Below are 18,206 nucleotides of genomic sequence, written 5' to 3'. Positions count from 1 at the left end.
TGCGCCCTCCCTATCCGATCATCACCGTGGGACACCCCAGGGTAATGCTGTTGGGCGGCCCCGACTCCACGATGGAATCCCCCTGCCGGGCCGCCGGCAGGCCGCCGATCAAAACCGTGGCGCTCCCCGCCGCCACTGTCCCCCCCACGTGGGGCGACGGCCCCGGATTCATGAGCGGGCAGGCGTGAAAATCGCTCCCCGCCCGCCAGGCCGGCATGCCGCCGATGAGCACCGTGGCGCAGCCGGGCCCCGGCCCCAGGGGAGTGCCGTGGGATGTCATATCTCCTGTCCGTGCCGCCATCGGCATGAAAATCTCCTTCAAACTGATTTTCCAACAAACAGCCGCCTCTTGTTCCAGGGAGGCGGCGGGGCTCCCGCGGAGGAAAAATCCCGCAGAAAACCACCACATCCTCTTACGCAGGGAAAGCACTGGCACCCGCGATGACGGCTCCATGACCACCGCCGGTGACGCTTGGATTTTTCCGGAGCGGGAGCCCCGCCGCCTCCCGCCCCATCTCCCCCGACACCGCGAAGGATTTCAGTTGATCTTCACCATCGACCCCTGGATGGTCATGACGGCCCCGGCCTTGAGGGTCATGTTGGCGTCCGACTGGATCTCCACCATCTGCCCCTTGATCGTGAGCTTCATGGAGCTCTCGATACCGATGCTGTTCTGGGCCGAATCGATCACCAGCTTGTTGGAACCGCTCTTGTCCTTGATCTCGATCTTCTCGCCGCCGCCCGCATCGTCCAGGGTGATGGCGTGGCCCGCCTTGGTCCTGATCACCACCTTTTCCGCCCCGGACGTGTCGTCGAAGACCAGTTCGTGGCCGCTGCGGGAGGTGATCTTGCGGATATTGTTGTTGCCGTCGCCGTTGTCCCCCGGCGGGGTATCGGTGCCGTTCCAGAGGCTGCCGAGCACGTAGGGATGCTGCACGTCGCCGTGGTCGAAGGCCACGAGCACCTCGTCCCCCACCTCGGGGAGAAACCAGAGGCCGCGCCCCTTGCCGGCCATGGGGGTTACCACCCGGGCCCAGGTGCTCTCGTCCGCATCGTCCTTCCAGGGAAACCGCACCTTGACCCGCCCCATCCCCTCCGGATCCTGGTTGTCGGCGACGACACCCACCGCTACGCCCGGTGATTTCCCCTTCTGGTCGTCCTTGCCTTCCGCGTCGAGCAGATCATAGAGACCCAAGGGCGTTCCTCCTCACTTCGAAAGTGGTCCGGTAGCCCGAGTCCCCCAGGCTGTGCCGCGCCCCCTTCACGTAGTACCTGCCGCTGAACCGCGTGCCGATCCCCTGGATGGCCACGGTAATCCCCGGCCTGAGCTCCGGCATCCCGATGGTCTCCCCCGTGCCGGTGATGAAGCCGTCATTGAGGCGGTTGAGCTCGGCGCGGGCCAGGGCGTCGGCCTCTTCCCGGGAAAACACGGGCCGGTCCTCGATGCTGCGGACCACCGGCTCTCCCCCGGACCCTGCCTGCTCGGCACCGCTCACGCCACCGGCAAGCCCCTTCAGATCGGCAACCGTAGCCTTCCCCTCGATCCGCTCCTTGGTGGCCGGATTCCACCCCCTGACCCGCACCTCACTCACTTGGGCGGAGGTGGACAGGCGTGGGGTGAAGCTGACGAGGTTGCGGCCCCACTGGAAGGTGAGCAGTTCCGTTTCCTCGTCCGCCGGGGTACGGAACATGAGGGCCTTGCCCCGGACAAACACCTCGAAGCCCAAGTCCCGCGCCAGGCGCCGCAGAAACTCCAGGTCCACCTCGTCCTCCCCCTGCCGGATGCTCGGATGGACCGTAGCGGTTGCCTCCACCCCCGAGGCGTCGAGGCCGTTCAACCGGGCGATCTCGGAGGCGGCGTCACTGGCCCGGGCATTGGTCCGGGAGAAGTGGCTCTTGACCTTCTGGAGACCGTGGGAATGGTCATACCCCTGCACCATGAGCGAGGGGACGCCCGAATTCTGGAACGCCGGGGTCAGGGTATGGAGTCTCCCCTCGAAGAGGGGTTTTGGAGCCGGCACCGCCCGCCCCGTATAGCCGAGGAAGACCTTCACCTCCGCACCGGGCACCAGCTTCGGGTTATCGAGCCAGGCAAAGGTCTGGCTGCGGGGGTCGAGGGTCTCGTTGAAGGCCAGCGACACCATGGCCGGAGCATCGAGGGTCTCGTCCACCTCCACGCTCACGATCCCGTCCTGGGGGATCGTCTCGCCGTCGATCTCAACCCGGAAGCGGGGCGCATAGTAATCGAGACTGATCGTTTCATCGGCCATGGCTCACTCGATGGGGGGAATGACCAGGTCGGTGCCGGCCTTCACCCGCCGCGGATTGACGATGCCGCTCTCCCGGGCGATGAACCGCCACTGGGCCGGGTCCCCGTATTCCCGGGCAGCCAGAAGCCAGAGACTGTCACCCTCCCCCATGGTTCTTACTTTGGTCCGGTCCGGCGACTGGAGCGGCTTTTCCCGGTTGAGGCCGGTCCGGAACTCCTTCAGCGCCACCCCCACCGTGGCCCGCACGGGGGTCCCGTCGGCCAGAAACATGGTGAACCGCTGGGTGGCCCGCTCCAGCACGCCGGTGAAGCTCTCGCCGCCTCCCCAGACGAAGCGGCAGACGGGCGGGGCATGGGTCTCGGGATCGATGTCCAGGAACGAGGTGATCCGCTTGGTGTGAACCCGCACATCCTGCCCCGTCTCAGAGGTATCGAGAAAGAGATCCATGGTCAGGGTACGGGCAGTTCCCCGGCTGAACTGGAGCAACGGCGCCTCCAGCCCGGGGATGGCGATTTCCGCGTACTGGTTCCCCTTTTCCACCGCGTACTCGGTGGGATTGAACAGGACCGCCACCTCCTCGCCGGTGTCGGCGTTCACGAGCTTTGCCTTCTCAAGGGCCATGCCCCGCACCTCCCCTCATCGTCCCCGCCGTTCCCGTTCGGTGACGAGTCTCCGTTCGATCACCCGGCAGACCTCGTCGGCCAGCCGATTCACATCCACTGCGGCAGCCGGTGCCCGCGCCACCCGCCCCGTCTCCGCCGCCACCGGCCCGGCAAAGGGCACAGCGTTAGCCGGCACGGCTGCCGGAGGGCGGGAGACAAGGGCCGACCGGCTCACGGGGCCGGCCATCGCGTGGGTCAGGACAAGTTCTTTCTCCAAAGCGTCGGCGGGCACCGGAGACACCATCCCCCGCCGGCGCTGATCCATGGCAGCTGAACCGGCAACCGTCCCCCTCTCCGGCAGGGAGGCCGTACCGACTCTTGCCGGCCCCCCTGCGGAGCCGCTGCGCTTTCCCATGGCAGCAAGGCCACCGAGGGGCCGGACCGTGCCAATCAGCCGGGTCCGTGGCGCCGACAACCGCTGCCCGGCGGAGAAAGACCGCCCCGACACGACTGCCGGATGATCCCCACTGGCGTGGCTCTTTTCACCCAGGGGCTGAGTTGCGGCTACTCCGGCGGGTGTACGCCGCATCATGCGGACGGCCCGGTGCGGGAAAACGTTCCCCCCTACGGACTGTTCACGACGGTGAGCCGGCAGAATCCTGCCCCAGCCGGACGTCGACATGGTAACCATCCCCACTATCGCCGCCCGTGAGAATGAATCCCTATCTTGCCGGTGGTTCCGGCCATCTTCCCGCCGTCCCGGCCCCAGATCCCGTACCCTCACGTCTTCAAACCTGCCGAGGATGGTGCGTAGTATCTCCCCGTCCAGGCAACGGGGCAGACCGCCGGCAGAATGGACAAAGCGGGCTGCCGTATCACTCCCCCTGCCGGCGGCCGATGCACCCGGCCCCTGTTCAACCGGACCCGCTGGCGCCATCGCTGTTCCGCCGTGTCGCAACACACTGGAAACCGGCAGCTCTCCTGTGGGTCGTCCCATGACCAGAGAACCATTCGTCTGCCAGAAGAACCGGAGCGACAGGCTCAGGTCAAGGCGCCCGGTCCGCCCCGGATGCACCAGCGGCACCGGCGTAAGCGTCATGGGCCCCCGCAGGTAACGGCCCATCAGCCGCTCGGGTGTAAGCAGCGAAACCGTACCGGGGCAACCGCGACGGCCGGCCGCTCTCCGCCAGCTGCATCTTTCCGTGATCCGCTCGGCAAGGGTCATGGGTTACTCCACCTTCAGCCCGTTGTGCACCAGCTCCACCTTCTCAATGGCCGTGGCATTGCCGTCGGCCTTCAGTTCCGGCCCTTCCCACTTGACCGGATAGGCCCCGGAGAACTCCATGCGCCAGGCGGGATTTCCCTCCCTGTCCATAAGAATCACCGCACCATTCCGGCGGGACACCGTACCGGCGATCACGTCCCGGTACCATTCCCAGAGGACCCGGCAGTCGGTGATCCCCCGCCTGAGCACCAGGTTGGGGTAACGGGTGATCTTCCGCAGTTTGTGCGGATGCTCATTGACCCCACCTTCCCGGTACTCCTCCACCTCGGTTTCGGCCTGAAGTCCGGAGACCTCGGCGAAACCGCCCACCACCAGCCCTTCCAGTTCCACCAGAAAGCGAAAGGCGCCGTAGGGATCTTTTCTGTTGTCGAGCGCCATGGGCATATCCTTCCCCGCGCCGCGGGCCGGCCGGCGACTCCGGGACCCGCGTCGTTCCGCTACAGATCAGCGATGCTCGTGGCATCGGCGTTGGCGGACCGGTTGATCCGCGATATTTCCTCGCACCACCGGCGCCGGTCCCGATGCTCCATCCCCATGATCTCGTCATGGGGCCAGTGCAGGTAATAGGCGATGAAGGCTACCTCCTCGTAGATGCGATCGAGGGGGTAGCCCGTTATTCCCCCGGGGCGAGCTCCATGGTGAAGGCGTGCTCGCAGCGTGGGCAGACGGCCTTCACCTGGGCCGCGCCGCCGTCGTTGATCTGCCGGTAGAACTCCTGCAGGTACGACAGGTCGGAAACAAAGAGCCCTTCCACGATGCGGGGATTCACCTCCGGCAGGCTCCCCAGCTTGACCATGACCCGGGAGAGCAGGATCACGGTCAGGTAGGCCGGGTTCTGCTGGACCCGGGGGTCCTTCAGGGGGAGGACCTCGTCGGCCGCGGTGGCGAGCCTCATGATCCCCTGACGGTGAAGGTTCCCCTCGCCGTCCACGTACCCCTTGGGAAGGGTAAATTCAAATTCGGTCTGAAACGCCATGGTCATCCACCTTTCTCATTGATCAGCTCACGCGCTTCATTCCCTCGTGGACGATCTCCACGCTCTCGATGGCCACGTCGTTCCCCTTGGCATTGAGGTCCGCCGGATCGTACTTGTTCGGCCAGGCGTTCTCGAACTCCCACCGTGCCGCAGGATTTCCCTCCTCGTCCATGAGGATCACGGCCATGTTCTTGCGTGCGTCCTTCATCTTTCCCTGCATGACGAGCTTGCGCCAGTTGAAGAACTCCAGCGAATCGGTAGTGCCCCATTTCAGGGTCACGTTGCCGAACTTGTTGAGTCCCGAGAGCTTGCGCAGGCGCGGCTCCTCGCTCCCCTCCCGGTACTCCACCACGTCGGTGGAGGTATCGGGCACGGTCACCTCGCTGAATCCGGCCTGAACGATGCCGTCGATCTCCACGAGAAATCTGAAATTGCGGTATGGATCTTTTCTGCCGGCCATATGGTCATCCCCCTTGAGATAGTCTTAGTTCGGCGGCGCCCTACCCCTTGGCCCCGGCGGTCCACTGGGCGATGCGGAAAATCACGAATTCCGCTGGCTTAACCGGAGCCACGCCGATCACGCAGATCAGCCGGCCGTTGTCGATGTCGTCCTGGGTCATGGTGGTCCGGTCGCACTTGACGAAAAACGCCTCTTCCGGGGTGGCTCCGGCCAGGGCGCCGGTGCGCCATACGCCGGTCAGGAACTGGACGATGGTCTGCCTGACCCGGGCCCAGAGCGGGATGTCATTGGGCTCGAACACCACCCATTGGGTCCCCTCGTCGATGGACTCCTCCAGGAAGATGAAGAGTCGCCGGACGTTCACGTACTTCCAGAGCGGGTCGCTGGAGAGGGTGCGGGCGCCCCAGACGCGGATCCCCCTGCCGGGGAAGGCACGGATAACGTTGACCCCGCGGGGGTTCAGCACGTCCTGCTCCCCCTTGGTGATGGGGAACTCCAGATCCACGGCGCCGTTCACCTTCTCGTTGGCCGGGGCCTTGTGCACACCCCGCTCAGTGTCGCTGCGGGCGTAGATCCCCGCCACGTGGCCTCCGGGCGGCACCAGGCGCTGCACCCCTGCCTCGGGGTCGATGACCTTGAGCCACGGATAGTAGAATGCGCCATACTTGGATTCGTTGGTGTCGCGGGGCGAGAGGTTCGAGACGGTAGAGCCCTGGGCCGCGTCAATGATGGCGAACCGGTCCTTGAGGTTCTCGCAGTGGGTGATGAGGGAACCGGGCAGCCCAGCCACCCCTTGGGCGTTGGGCGCATACACGAGGGAGATGTCGTCGATCTCCTTGAATCCGGTAAGTCCCTTGCGGTTGCCGGGGGAATCCGTATCGCCCCGCTCGTAGTCGGAGAGGATGAGCGACGGGGTGATCCGGTAGACCGACGTGGCGTCGGGCTGGGTCGTCCAGGCGGCGCTCACCGTGGCCACCCGCGTCGAGCCCACGTACCCGGAGATTGTCCGCTTCTGCCCCAGCCCGGTGCCGGCAAGGATCTCGACGGCCATGCCGTTGTAAGCATTGTTCACGGTCGAAGCGCCGGCGGCCAGGGTGATGGTGGAGGCGGCCCCGGCCTGGGCCGTACCCTGCTGGGCCAGCACGTCCCCCCCTCCGGCGAGCGAAGCAACTGACGAAACGTAGTAAACCGACGTGCTGTCGGGCTGGGTCGTCCAAGCGGCGCTCACCGTGGCCACCCGCGTCGAGCCCACGTAGTCGGAGATGGTGCGGACCTGCCCCTTGCCGGTCTTGTCGACGATCCAGACCTGCATGCCGTTGTAGGCGTCATCCGTGGCCGAGGCGGTGCTGGCCAGGGTGATGGTGGAAGCGGCACCGGACTGGGCCGTACCCATATGCCCTGCCTTGGCGTCGGGGGCGCCCCCCGTGTCGCCGGCCAGCCTGCCGAGCCGGACCAGGCTGGAAACCGCGTTCACCCGCTTGTCGTAGTAGTCGGGAGACGCCTCGTCCACCGACAGGTTGTCGTAGATCTCCACCGCCGTGGGGCGAGGGTTCGCCTTCTGGTCGAAGTCCGGGTCAAACAGGGCGGTGGGGGCTGATTTCCAGTAATAGACGCTCAGCCTGAACCCCGACAGGCTCCCGGGGCTCACCTTCACGGCCACCCTGTTGCCCCAGGCCCCTTCGCCGATGGCAGTGACGGTGAGGGCGTTGGCCGCGCCGGCCGTAAGTTTCACGGTGGCCGCCGTGGCGGCCGCATCCCCCGCCTTGACGACCCGCCCCACATAGCAGCGCTTCCCGCCGTTGTCAAAGAACCCCTGGACCGTGTAGGGAAGGTACTTGTCCGATCCCAGGTAGCTCCCGAAAACCCGCTGGTACTCCAGCCAGCTGGTGACCAGCCGCGGCACCGTGGGTCCCCGCTCCGTTTCCCCCAGGAAGCCCGCCGTGCTGGTGCTCACCCCCTCGATGGGCTTAGCGCCGATTTCGAACTCCTCAACGTACACTCCGGGCGACAGATATTCGGGCATCGCGTATTCCTCCTTTCAGTGTGTTCCCCTATGATCAATCAGCCTCTATTCGGCAGTTGAGCATTGCCGGATTCAGGATCAGAGCTGGTGCAGGCTGATCACTCCCACAGATTGGGTCGTACCCTCGGCGATCTCCAGATCCCGCTCGTCCGGCAGGTATCCCGCTACGCTCGTACTGAGCCTGATAACGAACAGCCGGGCGGATGCGTTCCTCTGGTAGACAACGAATTCCCCGGTGCCGGCCGTGGCGGTGGTGAAGGGCGCGGCAGCCGCCAGAAGGTGGACCGAGGTGCCCGCGGCATGGCCGAAACGGAGCGGCGCCGCCAGGGTGAACGGCTGCGAGGCGTTGGACGGCAGCGGCGCCGCGATCCGGACGATCTCCTGGCGGGAGGGGTCTCCATCCCTGACCAGCAGCATGTCGCCCGCGGCCAGTCCTCCCGACAGGTGCTCAAGGCGGATGGTCGGCTGGCCCGCCTGGGCGCCACCCTGCCGCACCCGCCCCTTCACCGATGGCACCGGCATCCAGGGAACCGCCTCCACCCGGGCATCCGGCACGTCCTGCCCCGCTTCGTTCCTCACCACGCCACGGACCAGCGTGGTTCCGGGTGGAAACGGGTAGGCAGCGGACGGCTTAAGCAGCAGCTCCACCACCGGCAGGCCGGGATCCAGCAGCGCGGTGTCGATCTCCTTCTCCTCCGCCAGGTAGAGCTCTGACCGGGCACTCACCCGGTACGTTCCCGGCGGCAGATCCATGAAGAGGTGCCACCCGCCGGGGTTGCGAATGCCCTGGGTCCCGCCTCCCGTGAGCGTCACCGCTACCCCGGCCGGAGGCTCCCGCTCCGGCGCGAAGTCATCCACCAGCCGCATCGCGAAGGAAAGGCGGCTCACGGACCGGTCGGGCGGCTGGAGCATCACTGCCTCGGTCATAACCCGGCCCCTTTCTGGTAGTACTCCAGGGTCCTCTCCACCACGGGTTTCCCGCCGGTGGACCGGGTGGAATCAATGGCCACCGGGGTCACCTGGTACCCTGCCGATGCCTTGAGGGCGTTGTTGGGCAGAGCAGTCCATATCTTGGACAGGTCGTCCAGGGCAAGGGGTTGGAGATTCACCCGGAACTGGGCCGTGGATCCGGCCAGACCGCCCTTCAGGACCGATCCCGTCAGCAGTGAGTTATCGTAGAGTACCCGCATGGCCCGCCCCAGGATCCGGTGCTCCTCCAAGGAGCGTTCGGTCCGGTCGGTGATGAGCCGTGAGCCGTGGGCCGTGAGCAGGTAGGAAAGGTCCAGGTGGAGCGGCGGGGCCCGGCGGATACCCGGCGAAGCCGGCGGGGCCGGGGCGTTCTTCAGGTGCGGATTCTCGCTCACGGCATAGAGGAAGAGGGTCAGGCGGATGTCCTGCCCTTCCAGCTCCGCCGGAGAGAGAAGCGCGATGGCGTCGGCGGACAGCAGGTCGCCCATGCTCTCCCGCAGCAGGCCGATCAGCGTGGCCCCGATATCGGCAATCACCGTGTAGTCGCTCATGGCTCCATCCCTGTCACGCCAGCATCTCCAGATAGTCTCCGAACTCCTCCCTGGTGCACGGTTTTCCCGTCTTGCGCAACTCCCTGCCCAGGGCGCGGACCAGGTGCGCCATGGCCAGGGGCCGCCCCTCCTCGGCCGCGAAAAAGACCGCGCCCAGGGCCACGTTCCTGATATCCCCCCCGGAGATTCTGAACCGGCGGGCCAGGAATCCCAGGTCCACATCGTCCCCCACGGGAAGTTCCGGCGGGAAGATGCGCTGCCAGATCATTTCCCGGTATTCCTCGTCGGGAAAGGGGAACTCCACCACGATCCGGATGCGGCGGGTGAAGGCCTCGTCCAGGTTCTGGCGGAGATTCGTGGCCAGAATGGAGATGCCGCTGTACTCCTCCATCCGCTGGAGCAGGTAGCCGATTTCAATATTCGCATAACGGTCGTGGGCGTCCTTCACCTCGGAACGCCTGCCGAACAGGGCGTCGGCCTCGTCGAAGAACAGGATGGCGCCGGCGGTCTCCGCCTCGGCGAAGATGCGCTCCAGGTTTTTCTCCGTCTCGCCGATGTACTTGCTCACCACCTGGGAGAGATCGATCCGGTAGAGCTCCAACCCCAGTTCGCGGGCAATCACCGCGGCGGCCATGGTCTTGCCCGTGCCGGGAGGCCCCGTAAAGAGAACCGTAAGCCCCTTGCCCGAGGAGAGCTTCCGGTCGAATCCCCACTGGCCGAAAACCAGGTGCCGGTAGCGGACCTGGGCGCAGATCTCCCGCAACTGGGCCATCTGGAGGGCCGGGAGGACGATGTCGTCCAGGGTGTGAACGGGCTCGAGCCGCCGCGCCAGTGTGCCCAAGCGGGTGTGGGATCGGGCGCGGCAGGCGGCATGAAGCAGATCGGCTTCGCTCCCCCCGCTCGCCTCGTCCCCTCCGTGCCAGACGGCCAAATCGCGGGCATCGGCCAGTGCCTGGCGGATCTGGCCGGGGGTGAAGCGGAACGTGCCGGCCAGGACATCTGCCGCGCCCATGCCGGCCGCAAGGGGGCTTCCGCTCAAGCCATCCTCCCACAGGCGTTTCCGCGTGCCTTCGTCCGGAAGGGGAAAATCCAGTTCAATGAACACGTCGGAGGGATGCCGGTCACGGGGGCGCCAGGGGCGGCCGGAACAGACAAACGTGACCCGGCAGAAGGTCCGGATAGCGTCCATGAGCGACGTGAGTTCCGAGGTATGGTCATTGTCCCCCGCCAGGAGCGCATCCATCCCCTCCAGACAGACGACGGCCGGCTGAAGAGCGGCCTCGCGGCCAAGCAGCCACGCCATTTCCCCGAAGGGAAGGCTTCCGGCCAGCATCCGCTCCACATCGGCCACCAGGAGCCACAGGCCGAGGTCGCGGCACAGGCTCTCGACCAGTTCCCGCTTCCCCGCTCCCCGGGGGCCACGGCAGAACAGCACCAGTCGGCTCTCCCCCGAAGCGTGCACCGCAAGGTGGGCACGGACCAGCTGCCGTGCCCGTTCCCGGTTACGATCTTCGACCGGCGATACCGTGCCGCCGGGGCCGGGCAGGACCAGGCGGACCGCTTCGGCCAGGTGCGGGTCCGGCTGGGCGTGCCCCAGCACGTAACCGGCAATCCGGCCATTGAGCATGAGTTGGCGCGAGGGGAAAGAAACAGGGCCGTCCGGGGTGGCTTGAATGAACTGTACGAGACGGTACTTGGTCAGCGGAGCCCGGGGATCGAAGACGGTGCGGGCAGCCACCCGCTCCCGGAAGGAGGTGCAGAGGAGGTCGAGGATCAGCCCGATGCTGGGCCGTCGGCGCGTTACGTCATCATGGAGATAGGCATAGAGCTTTTCGTACTTCGGGTCCAGTTCGGGGGCAAGGCAGATGAGGAGGCACTTCTCCTCAAAGGGAGATAGGTGAAACGTGCGGGAAAGATCGGCAAGGGGGAGGGCTGTCCCCATTCGGAGTGTGGCAGAGCGGCGGTCCGCAACTTCGGCCGCCAGCTCGGCCAGTTCGGCGCCACACTCAGGCGAAGCTCCGGGAGTTCCTCCGGCATCGCCCGAAAGCAGACCGTTGATCTCGTCGTCCGAGAGGACGAGCCCCCGCAACTGCCCGAAGGGATCGGCTCCGCCCCTGTTCCGGCCGTCGAGCCGGTAACGGATGAGGAGATCGAGCCACCGGAGTTCGTCCTGGATATACTCCGGACCGTCGGCATAGGCGCCGACGGCGGGCTTATTCCGGTGCAGCTGTGCCGTCCCTGGCATACCAGACCCCGTCATCGCTCAGACATGCATGTTCAGAGCAGTATCGATTGTAGCGTCCGGGAAACCGCTCCCCGGCGCCGGAACCGGCACCCGGGGCGTCCGTGCCCCGGGGTAACGATATCGGTTACTTAGTAAAGATACATAAAACATCGCTCACGCACAAGTCTCTTAACCATTTTTTTTAGGCAGGCCGGGTGGTTGCAACCGGTGGCAAAGCTTGCGCGTTTCATGCTACCCTGGCAACCGGAATCAAAGGAGGGATGCTGCGATGACGGTGGACATCAGGGACGCGGATATCAAGGTGGAGTACTATCGTGCTTCAGGACCCGGCGGGCAGCACCGTAATACCACCGATTCGGCGGTGCGCATCCGCCACCTTCCCACCGGAATCGTGGTCCAGGCCAGCGAAAGCCGCTCTCAGGCGCAGAATCGCGAGAAGGCCATGGAGCGTCTGCGGATTGCGCTGGAAAAGCGTGAACGTAAGGCGAAAAAGCGGATCGCCACCACGGTGCCCAGAGGCGCCAGGGAAAAGCGACTGACGGAGAAGAAGCTGGTAGGGATGAAAAAAAAGCTGCGCTCAACGGTTGAGTGACCGCCGAGCGCAGCGAAGCTGCCGTTGCCGCGGGACTGCCGATTATCTTCCCGTCACCACGACACGACGCCCAGCATCTTGCGTAAGACAACCAGCACGTCGTTCATATCTATCACGCCGTCCGGGGCGGGGCGGCCGTTTCCGTCAAGGGGGGCCACATCGCCGTGGATGAAGTCGGCCACGGTGGGAGCCGCGATGCCGGCCGCAATCCGCAGAGCGCGCAGCACATCGGGGATCTCCAGTGTCTCGTTGCCGGTCAGATCACCATCGGGCGGATCGGGCGAAAACTTCCAGAGCTCGACGCCGCTGCCTCCGTCAGTAGCGGCAAAGTAGAGTGTATTGCCCGCCACCACCGGATACGAGGGAGACGAACTCCCCTGGCCCGCCACGATGTTCGTGACCAGCACCGTCCCCTCGGCGGTTCCGTCGCTCTGCCAGAGTTCGAGGCCGTTCACTCCGTCGTCGGCCGCAAAATAGAGCATCCCGTTCATCACCTTGATCCAGGTGATGCCAGATATCCCATCCCCCGGAAAAATGTCCTTCACCATCACCGTTCCCTCGGGCGTCCCGTCGCTTTTCCAGAGCTCCTCGCCGTGCACTCCATCGTCGGCCACGAAAAACAGGGTACCGTTCACGCCGGTAAGCAAGCGCAGATTGGACGCCCCTTCCCCCGGCAGGATATCGGCCACCAGCACGGTGCCGTCGGTGGTCCCGTCGCTCTTCCAGAGCTCGAATCCGGCGTTTTCGTCGTGGGCGGCGAAGAAGAGAGTTCCATTTACGGGGGTCAGGTAGGCAGGGAGAAGCGAGTGATTGAAGGGAGAGGTGTCCTTTACGAACGTGGTCCCCTCGGCGGTACCGTCGCTCTTCCAGAGTCCGTAGCCACCTTCGTCACCGGCGGCACTAAAGTAGAGGACGTTGTTCATGACCGTGAGCGACAAGGGACTGGAGCCGATGCCGTCCGGATAGATATCCCTGACCATCCGGGTGCCGTCGGCGGTACCGTCGCTCTTCCAGAGCTCGGCGCCATGCGTACCGTCATCGGCCACGAAATAGACCGCTCCGTTCATGGCGGTAAAACTGTCGGGAAATGAGGAGAAATCGAAAACGGGATTGATATCCTTCACGAGGACCGTCCCTTCGGCGGTACCATCGCTCTTCCAGAGTTCATGACCATTGCCCGCGGTAAAACCGGGGAAATACACCGTAGTGCCGACGGCGGCCATGGAGAAGGGATAATTGGGGTTGCCGGGAAAGAATATCCCCTGGGGCCCGGGGTTGATGTCCTTGATCATCCTGGTGCCTTCGGCGGTGCCGTCGCTCTTCCAGAGTTCGATGCCATGGCTGGCCTCTCCATAGTTGTCCTCGGCCAGGAAGTAAAGGGTATCACCAACGACCATCAACCGGTCCAGATAGGCCCACCCTTCGGGATTGATCTCCTTGACGAGCACCGTACCATCAGCAGTACCGTCGCTCTTCCAGACATCAAAGTCAAGATCGGTATCGGCCGCGGCAAAGAATACCGTGGTCCCCATCACGGCCAGTTGGTAGGGAAGACTGCTGGCCGTCTCGGGTGCAATGTTCCGCACCAGCACCGTGCCCTCGGCCGTTCCGTCGCTCTTCCAGAGCTCCGTGCCGTTTACGCCGTCGTCGGCTGCGAAGTAGAGTGTACCGTTATGCACCATGAGCTCGGATGGCCACGACATGGCGTCCGGGATGATATCCCTGACCATGAGGGTGCCCTCGGCAGTGCCGTCGCTTTTCCATATCTCGATGCCGTGCTCTCCGTCGTCGGCGGCAAAGAGGAGCATGCCGTTCACCAGCCGGGGAGAGCTGTACATGGAACCGCCCATCCCGGGCTGGATGTCGGCAACCATCTCCGTCCCCCCCATGGTGCCGTCGGTGCGCCAGAGTTCATACCCGTTGACGCCGTCATCGGCCGCGAAGTAGACGTACCTGTCCATGCCCACTATGCCCCAGGGCATTGAGTCTTCGCCGTCCGGATTGATATCCTTCACCAGCGTCGTCCCCTCGGGGGTGCCGTCGCTCTGCCAGAGTTCGTACCCGGTGTAGCCGTCATTGGCCGTAAAATAGAGCAGGCCATTGATGCCCACCGGCTCGAAGGGGTAGGAACTCTCTTCGCCGGGGGCTATATCGGCGACCAGATACGTCCCTTCGGCGGTGCCGTCGCTCCTCCAGAGCTCATGGCCATTTTCACCGTCATCGGCGGTAAAGTAGAGGATGCCGCCGGACACCGCCATCTCGCCCGGATCGGACCCGCCGAAGGGGTTGATATCCTTGACCATCACCGTGCCTTCCGGCGTCCCGTCGCTCTTCCAGAGCTCCCGGCCATGGAGACCGTCGTCGGCTGCGAAGAAGAGCGTACCGTTGACCGCCCTCAGCCACTGGGGCGTCGAACTCGCCTCCGCAGCGATATCGGCCACGAGAACGGTTCCCTCGGCGGTGCCGTCGCTCTTCCAGAGTTCCTTGCCATAGACGGGATGATCGGCGGAAAAGAAAAGCGTGTTCCCTGCCACTGTCAACTCCAGGGGGTTGGATGATTCGCCCCCCTGGTAGATATCCTTAACAATGACCGTCCCAGCAGCCGTGCCGTCGCTTTTCCAGAGTTCCACGCCGCGGAAGCTGTCCATGGCGGAAAAATAGGTGATCCCGTTCATGACGGAGAAATTCTGAGGCGTGCCCGGCCCGGGCCCGGCATTGATATCTTTGACGAGCACCGTCCCTTCCGCGGAACCGTCGCTCTTCCAGAGTTCCGGGCCGTTGGCGCCGTCGCCGGCACTGAAGAAGAGGATGCCGCCATTGGCCGTCATGCCGGAGGGGCTGGACGAGACGGGTACCGATGCGGTGTTGATATCCTTGACCATGACCGGAAGGGCCGGCCCGGCTTCGGCCCGGGCCGCCAGACCGGCCAGCAGAACCAGCACGGCAAGCAAGCGGATGGCGCATGCGGCCGGTCGCGTGTCTGAGCGATATCGTTTGCTGTTCATTCTTACCCCCGAGGCTGGTAGCCCCCTTCATGGTGCAGCGCCCGTGTCGCGCCATTATCGAGCTTATCGGCGAATCAGGCGGAAAATTTAACGGAAATCCGGCAGGATCGGCCCGAATCAGAGCAGAGGCCACTCTGTGGGGAGGGGATTGCACCTACGGGTCCGGCAACAAAAAACGGGACGTACTCAGCTGAGTACGTCCCGTTTCGGCAACACCATCTCCATTTCGGCCAACGGCCTAGTGCTTCGCGGTGGCCACCTTGCGCATGGCATCCCAGCCCTTGAGCAGTTCAAGGGCCCGAAGAAGCTGATAATCCTTGTCAACCTCGTGTTCGGGAGTCGCCGGCGCCGCCGGGAGCTTTTTCACGTCCTGCTCGGGGGTCTTTTCCCCCTCGCCCGATTCCGCCCCGGACAGATGGTTGTCCAAATCCTTTTCGAGGAATCCGGCCCTGCCCTTGTCCGGCAGTTCCTTGAACCCGGCCCGTTCTACGACGATGTCGGGCTCGATGCCCCGTGCCTGGATCGAACGTCCCTTGGGGGTGTAGTAACGGGCCGTGGTCAGCTTGAGACCGGCGCCATCCTTGAGGGGGACCACCGTCTGAACCGATCCCTTGCCGAAGCTGGTGGTTCCCATGATGACGGCGCGGCCGTGGTCCTGGAGGGCACCGGCCACGATCTCCGAGGCGCTGGCGCTGCCGCCGTTGATAAGGACGACAAGGGGGTAGCGCGGCTCTTTCTCGCCGATGGTGGCGCTGTAGCTTCGCTTGGCAAAGTGCTCGCGCCCTTCGGTATAGACGATGAGGCCGTTGTCGAGGCGTTCACCCACGAAGCGCCCCGCCACCGCCACTGCGGCATCCAGAAGGCCGCCGGGATTATTCCGCAGATCGAGCACGAGCCCCTTGAGGGACCCGCCGTTATCTGACCGAAGCTTGGCAAGAGCAGCGGCAAAGTCATCCCCTGTCCGCTCTTGGAACTGGCTTATCCTGACATAGCCGTAACCCGGCTCCAGAGTCCGGGATTTGAGGCTCCTGGTCTTGATGATGTCCCGCACCAGGGGGAACACGAGAGGTTTTCCGTTCCCGTTCCGCAGAATCGAGAGGGAGACCTGGGTCCCCTTCTCGCCCCTCATCTGCTTGACCGCCTGGGTGATGGTGAGACCGCGGGTGGGAGTATCGTCGATCTTCCAGATGTGGTCGCCCGACTGGATTCCGGCCCGCCAGGCGGGAGTATCCTCGATGGGGGCAACTACGGTCAGTTTGCCGTCACGCATGGAGATCTCGATGCCGAGGCCGCCGAAGGACCCCGATATCTCCGTCTTCATTTCGGTGAAGGGTTCCGGCGGAAGATACGAGCTGTGGGGGTCCAGCGAGGCGAGCATGCCGTTGATGGCCCCTTCCAGCAGCTTTTTCCCGCTCACCTCTTCCACGTAACTGCTCCGCACGATCGAGACGACCTCGCGGAACAGTCTCAGGTGCTCGGCACCGACCTGGTCGGCAGCAGGGTTATAGTAGCGCCATCCGGCGGCCACGCCGATGGTGAGGCAGAGTATGGCAACCACCAGGCCGAGGGTTATCCTCGTTCTCGTTTGCATGGGAACAACCTCCGGGGCTCCGTCAAAGGGAGCGTCTCCGGATACTTTAGTTGTCGCGGAGCGTGTTTGTCAATGTTCGCGGCAAAGGGGCGAGAGGAAACATCCCGGAACATCCGAAGAACCGCTTTGCCCTCCCCCGCGGAAAGCCGGAAGAGGGCAAAGGTTAGCGAACCGCCAGATTGCTGGCCGTGAGCGTCCCGACCCCGACGGTCACCGTCCCCCTCAGGACCGAGTACCCGGCAACGCTGCCGAAGCCTTCGGCGTATCCGCCGTAGAATACGATGGATTTTCCGCCGGAGATGGCCAGGCTCTCCGGGAACTCCATGGCCCTGGCCTTGATGGCGGCAGCAGAGCCATTGGCAATGGCTGCCATGGCTGCCGTCAGGGTCGTGTGGAGCGTCGTGGCGGTGCCGATGGTGAGTTCTACCGTTAGTGCGGGGTCGAACGCGGCGCCGACGTTCCGGTCGGCGGTCATGGTCGGAGTACAGGCGCCGGTGCCGGTGCAGTCGCCCGACCAGCCCGCGAAGACCGAACCCGTGGACGGCGTGGCAATGAGCTCCACCTGGCTTCCCGTATCGAAGGCTCCGTTGCAGCTGCCGGCCGAGCAGGCGATTCCGGCCGGAACACTGGTGACGGTCCCCTGTCCGGCGCCGGAAACCGTCACGTTCAGATTGCGGGTGCTCGGCACAAAGGTAGCCGTCACGGCCGCAGCGCCCCCCAGGGTGACCACGCAGGGGCCGGTGCCGGTGCAGGCTCCCGACCAGCTGGAAAAAACGTAATCCGCAGCGGGCGTTGCCGTCAGCGTCACCGGGAGGCCGTCATAGAACAACGCGCTGCAGGTGGTCGCCGGGCAGGAAATCCCCGCAGGAGAGCTTGCTACCGTACCACTGCCGTTGACGGTCACGGCGAGCTGATGCTGTGCGCGGGGGATGCCGGTCAGTGCCACATCATCCACTTTCCAGTACCAGGCGTAGTTGGCACCGTAGTAGTGAAAGCGGATCATGATGTTTGGCTTGCCGGCCGCAAGGGAGGTGAGGTCCAGTTCTTCCGTGGCGGGACCATAGTTGCCTCCGCTCCTGCTCCAGAGAGGCTGCCAGGGTCCGGCGCCGCCGTTCGTGCTCAACTCCACGGCAGCAGTCTCGCCGGCTTCATGTTCGAACAAGGTCTCGAACCTCAGCGTGACCGTTTCATATCCGCTCAGATCCAGGAGCGGGGTCCGAAGCTCCGTATCCATGTTGACGGCGCCGGCATAGTCGCTATCTGCAATGGCAAAACCGCCGGTCCCCCCGGTGTTGTTGCCCCTCTTTGCCGGATCGTCGAAGCGCCACAGGGCTCCGGTGCCGGCATTGTCCACCAGGCTCCAGCCGGCAGGCGGATCCTGGACCAGAGACTCAAAGCCGGCTGACAGAATGGTCGCCGTGCTGTCCACAGAGGCGGCGACAGCGGCTGGAACGGCCCGCGCGGGTTCCGGCAGCGCCACTGCCATCACCATCGCCACCGACAACAATACCTTGAAAACCTCCCAGCCGTTCATGATTTTCTCCCTTTTCGTACCTGCAGCGAACATGGAGCCTACTAATGTAGTTATATCGGCTTATCGGCATCAGGTCTAGAGTGGACGCCATAAAAAAAGGCGA

Annotated in this window: 17 protein-coding genes; 1 reads left to right on the top strand and 16 read right to left on the bottom strand. The window is 64.6% G+C overall.

What is annotated here, in order from left to right; translation table 11 throughout:
- Positions 1-10 precede the first annotated feature (10 nt).
- The 13 genes from GS_RS04945 to GS_RS04885 form a co-directional block, all read right to left on the bottom strand.
- Positions 11-307 carry a PAAR domain-containing protein gene (locus tag GS_RS04945; protein WP_010941651.1) on the bottom strand — a complete coding sequence of 99 codons (297 nt, stop codon included), beginning with the start codon at positions 305-307 and terminating at the stop codon, positions 11-13.
- 231 nt (positions 308-538) lie between these two features.
- Positions 539-1,195: a phage baseplate assembly protein V gene (locus GS_RS04940; protein WP_010941650.1), complete on the bottom strand. Its 657-nt coding sequence runs from the start codon at positions 1,193-1,195 to the stop codon at positions 539-541.
- Entirely contained in the window at positions 1,182-2,270 is a 1,089-nt protein-coding gene (locus GS_RS04935) for a phage late control D family protein (RefSeq protein ID WP_010941649.1), read from the bottom strand. Before GS_RS04935 ends, GS_RS04940 begins: the two co-directional genes overlap by 14 nt.
- Before the next feature lie 3 nt (positions 2,271-2,273).
- Positions 2,274-2,891 carry a peptidoglycan-binding protein gene (locus tag GS_RS04930; protein ID WP_010941648.1) on the bottom strand — a complete coding sequence of 206 codons (618 nt, stop codon included), beginning with the start codon at positions 2,889-2,891 and terminating at the stop codon, positions 2,274-2,276.
- 15 nt (positions 2,892-2,906) lie between these two features.
- On the bottom strand, positions 2,907-4,097 hold the full coding sequence (locus GS_RS04925) for a hypothetical protein (RefSeq protein WP_010941647.1): 1,191 nt from the start codon (positions 4,095-4,097) through the stop codon (positions 2,907-2,909).
- Between the two features lie 3 nt (positions 4,098-4,100).
- Positions 4,101-4,535: a phage tail protein gene (locus GS_RS04920; RefSeq protein WP_010941646.1), complete on the bottom strand. Its 435-nt coding sequence runs from the start codon at positions 4,533-4,535 to the stop codon at positions 4,101-4,103.
- Positions 4,536-4,594: 59 nt separating this feature from the next.
- Complete coding sequence (locus tag GS_RS17765) at positions 4,595-4,774, bottom strand: DUF6760 family protein (protein WP_010941645.1); 180 nt, start codon at positions 4,772-4,774, stop codon at positions 4,595-4,597.
- The gene (locus tag GS_RS04910) at positions 4,771-5,133 is read right to left on the bottom strand and encodes a hypothetical protein (protein WP_010941644.1); all 363 of its coding nucleotides are present in this window, start codon (positions 5,131-5,133) and stop codon (positions 4,771-4,773) included. Before GS_RS04910 ends, GS_RS17765 begins: the two co-directional genes overlap by 4 nt.
- A gap of 22 nt (positions 5,134-5,155) precedes the next feature.
- On the bottom strand, positions 5,156-5,593 hold the full coding sequence (locus GS_RS04905; RefSeq protein WP_010941643.1) for a phage tail protein: 438 nt from the start codon (positions 5,591-5,593) through the stop codon (positions 5,156-5,158).
- 40 nt (positions 5,594-5,633) lie between these two features.
- The gene (locus GS_RS04900) at positions 5,634-7,616 is read right to left on the bottom strand and encodes a phage tail sheath family protein (protein ID WP_010941642.1); all 1,983 of its coding nucleotides are present in this window, start codon (positions 7,614-7,616) and stop codon (positions 5,634-5,636) included.
- Positions 7,617-7,694: 78 nt separating this feature from the next.
- Positions 7,695-8,543, bottom strand: coding sequence for a carboxypeptidase-like regulatory domain-containing protein (locus tag GS_RS04895; RefSeq protein ID WP_010941641.1), 849 nt, complete (start codon positions 8,541-8,543; stop codon positions 7,695-7,697).
- Positions 8,540-9,136: a DUF4255 domain-containing protein gene (locus GS_RS04890; RefSeq protein WP_010941640.1), complete on the bottom strand. Its 597-nt coding sequence runs from the start codon at positions 9,134-9,136 to the stop codon at positions 8,540-8,542. The genes GS_RS04895 and GS_RS04890 overlap by 4 nt, the downstream gene beginning before the upstream one ends.
- 13 nt (positions 9,137-9,149) lie before the next feature.
- Entirely contained in the window at positions 9,150-11,381 is a 2,232-nt protein-coding gene (locus GS_RS04885) for an ATP-binding protein (protein WP_010941639.1), read from the bottom strand.
- Between the two features lie 268 nt (positions 11,382-11,649).
- On the opposite strand from GS_RS04885, the gene GS_RS04880 reads away from it, so the two are divergent.
- Complete coding sequence (locus tag GS_RS04880; protein WP_010941638.1) at positions 11,650-11,973, top strand: peptide chain release factor family protein; 324 nt, start codon at positions 11,650-11,652, stop codon at positions 11,971-11,973.
- Positions 11,974-12,026: 53 nt separating this feature from the next.
- Here GS_RS04880 and GS_RS04875 read toward each other — a convergent pair whose 3' ends face one another.
- The 3 genes from GS_RS04875 to GS_RS04865 all read right to left on the bottom strand — a co-directional run bounded on the left by GS_RS04875 (position 12,027) and on the right by GS_RS04865 (position 18,103).
- On the bottom strand, positions 12,027-14,978 hold the full coding sequence (locus GS_RS04875; RefSeq protein WP_010941637.1) for an ELWxxDGT repeat protein: 2,952 nt from the start codon (positions 14,976-14,978) through the stop codon (positions 12,027-12,029).
- 238 nt (positions 14,979-15,216) lie between these two features.
- Positions 15,217-16,569, bottom strand: a complete 1,353-nt coding sequence (locus tag GS_RS04870; protein ID WP_010941636.1) for a S41 family peptidase — start codon at positions 16,567-16,569, stop codon at positions 15,217-15,219.
- A 163-nt stretch (positions 16,570-16,732) separates the two neighbouring features.
- Positions 16,733-18,103, bottom strand: coding sequence for an InlB B-repeat-containing protein (locus tag GS_RS04865; RefSeq protein WP_010941635.1), 1,371 nt, complete (start codon positions 18,101-18,103; stop codon positions 16,733-16,735).
- Between the last annotated feature and the right edge of the window lie 103 nt (positions 18,104-18,206).

The organism is Geobacter sulfurreducens PCA, from assembly GCF_000007985.2.
Lineage (GTDB): Bacteria > Desulfobacterota > Desulfuromonadia > Geobacterales > Geobacteraceae > Geobacter > Geobacter sulfurreducens.
The sequence above is the reverse complement of the archived record's forward strand: the minus strand, read 5'-3'. Positions and strand labels throughout refer to the sequence as shown.

What these genes read in the sequence shown, in the direction of transcription:
- GS_RS04945 (WP_010941651.1), bottom strand. Translation starts at nt 307, where the DNA reads ATGCCGATGGCGGCACGGACAGGAGATATGACATCCCACGGCACTCCC.
- GS_RS04935 (WP_010941649.1), bottom strand. Translation starts at nt 2,270, where the DNA reads ATGGCCGATGAAACGATCAGTCTCGATTACTATGCGCCCCGCTTCCGG.
- GS_RS04930 (WP_010941648.1), bottom strand. Translation starts at nt 2,891, where the DNA reads ATGGCCCTTGAGAAGGCAAAGCTCGTGAACGCCGACACCGGCGAGGAG.
- GS_RS04925 (WP_010941647.1), bottom strand. Translation starts at nt 4,097, where the DNA reads ATGACCCTTGCCGAGCGGATCACGGAAAGATGCAGCTGGCGGAGAGCG.
- GS_RS04920 (WP_010941646.1), bottom strand. Translation starts at nt 4,535, where the DNA reads ATGGCGCTCGACAACAGAAAAGATCCCTACGGCGCCTTTCGCTTTCTG.
- GS_RS04910 (WP_010941644.1), bottom strand. Translation starts at nt 5,133, where the DNA reads ATGGCGTTTCAGACCGAATTTGAATTTACCCTTCCCAAGGGGTACGTG.
- GS_RS04905 (WP_010941643.1), bottom strand. Translation starts at nt 5,593, where the DNA reads ATGGCCGGCAGAAAAGATCCATACCGCAATTTCAGATTTCTCGTGGAG.
- GS_RS04900 (WP_010941642.1), bottom strand. Translation starts at nt 7,616, where the DNA reads ATGCCCGAATATCTGTCGCCCGGAGTGTACGTTGAGGAGTTCGAAATC.
- GS_RS04895 (WP_010941641.1), bottom strand. Translation starts at nt 8,543, where the DNA reads ATGACCGAGGCAGTGATGCTCCAGCCGCCCGACCGGTCCGTGAGCCGC.
- GS_RS04890 (WP_010941640.1), bottom strand. Translation starts at nt 9,136, where the DNA reads ATGAGCGACTACACGGTGATTGCCGATATCGGGGCCACGCTGATCGGC.
- GS_RS04885 (WP_010941639.1), bottom strand. Translation starts at nt 11,381, where the DNA reads ATGCCAGGGACGGCACAGCTGCACCGGAATAAGCCCGCCGTCGGCGCC.
- GS_RS04880 (WP_010941638.1), top strand. Translation starts at nt 11,650, where the DNA reads ATGACGGTGGACATCAGGGACGCGGATATCAAGGTGGAGTACTATCGT.
- GS_RS04875 (WP_010941637.1), bottom strand. Translation starts at nt 14,978, where the DNA reads ATGAACAGCAAACGATATCGCTCAGACACGCGACCGGCCGCATGCGCC.
- GS_RS04870 (WP_010941636.1), bottom strand. Translation starts at nt 16,569, where the DNA reads ATGCAAACGAGAACGAGGATAACCCTCGGCCTGGTGGTTGCCATACTC.
- GS_RS04865 (WP_010941635.1), bottom strand. Translation starts at nt 18,103, where the DNA reads ATGAACGGCTGGGAGGTTTTCAAGGTATTGTTGTCGGTGGCGATGGTG.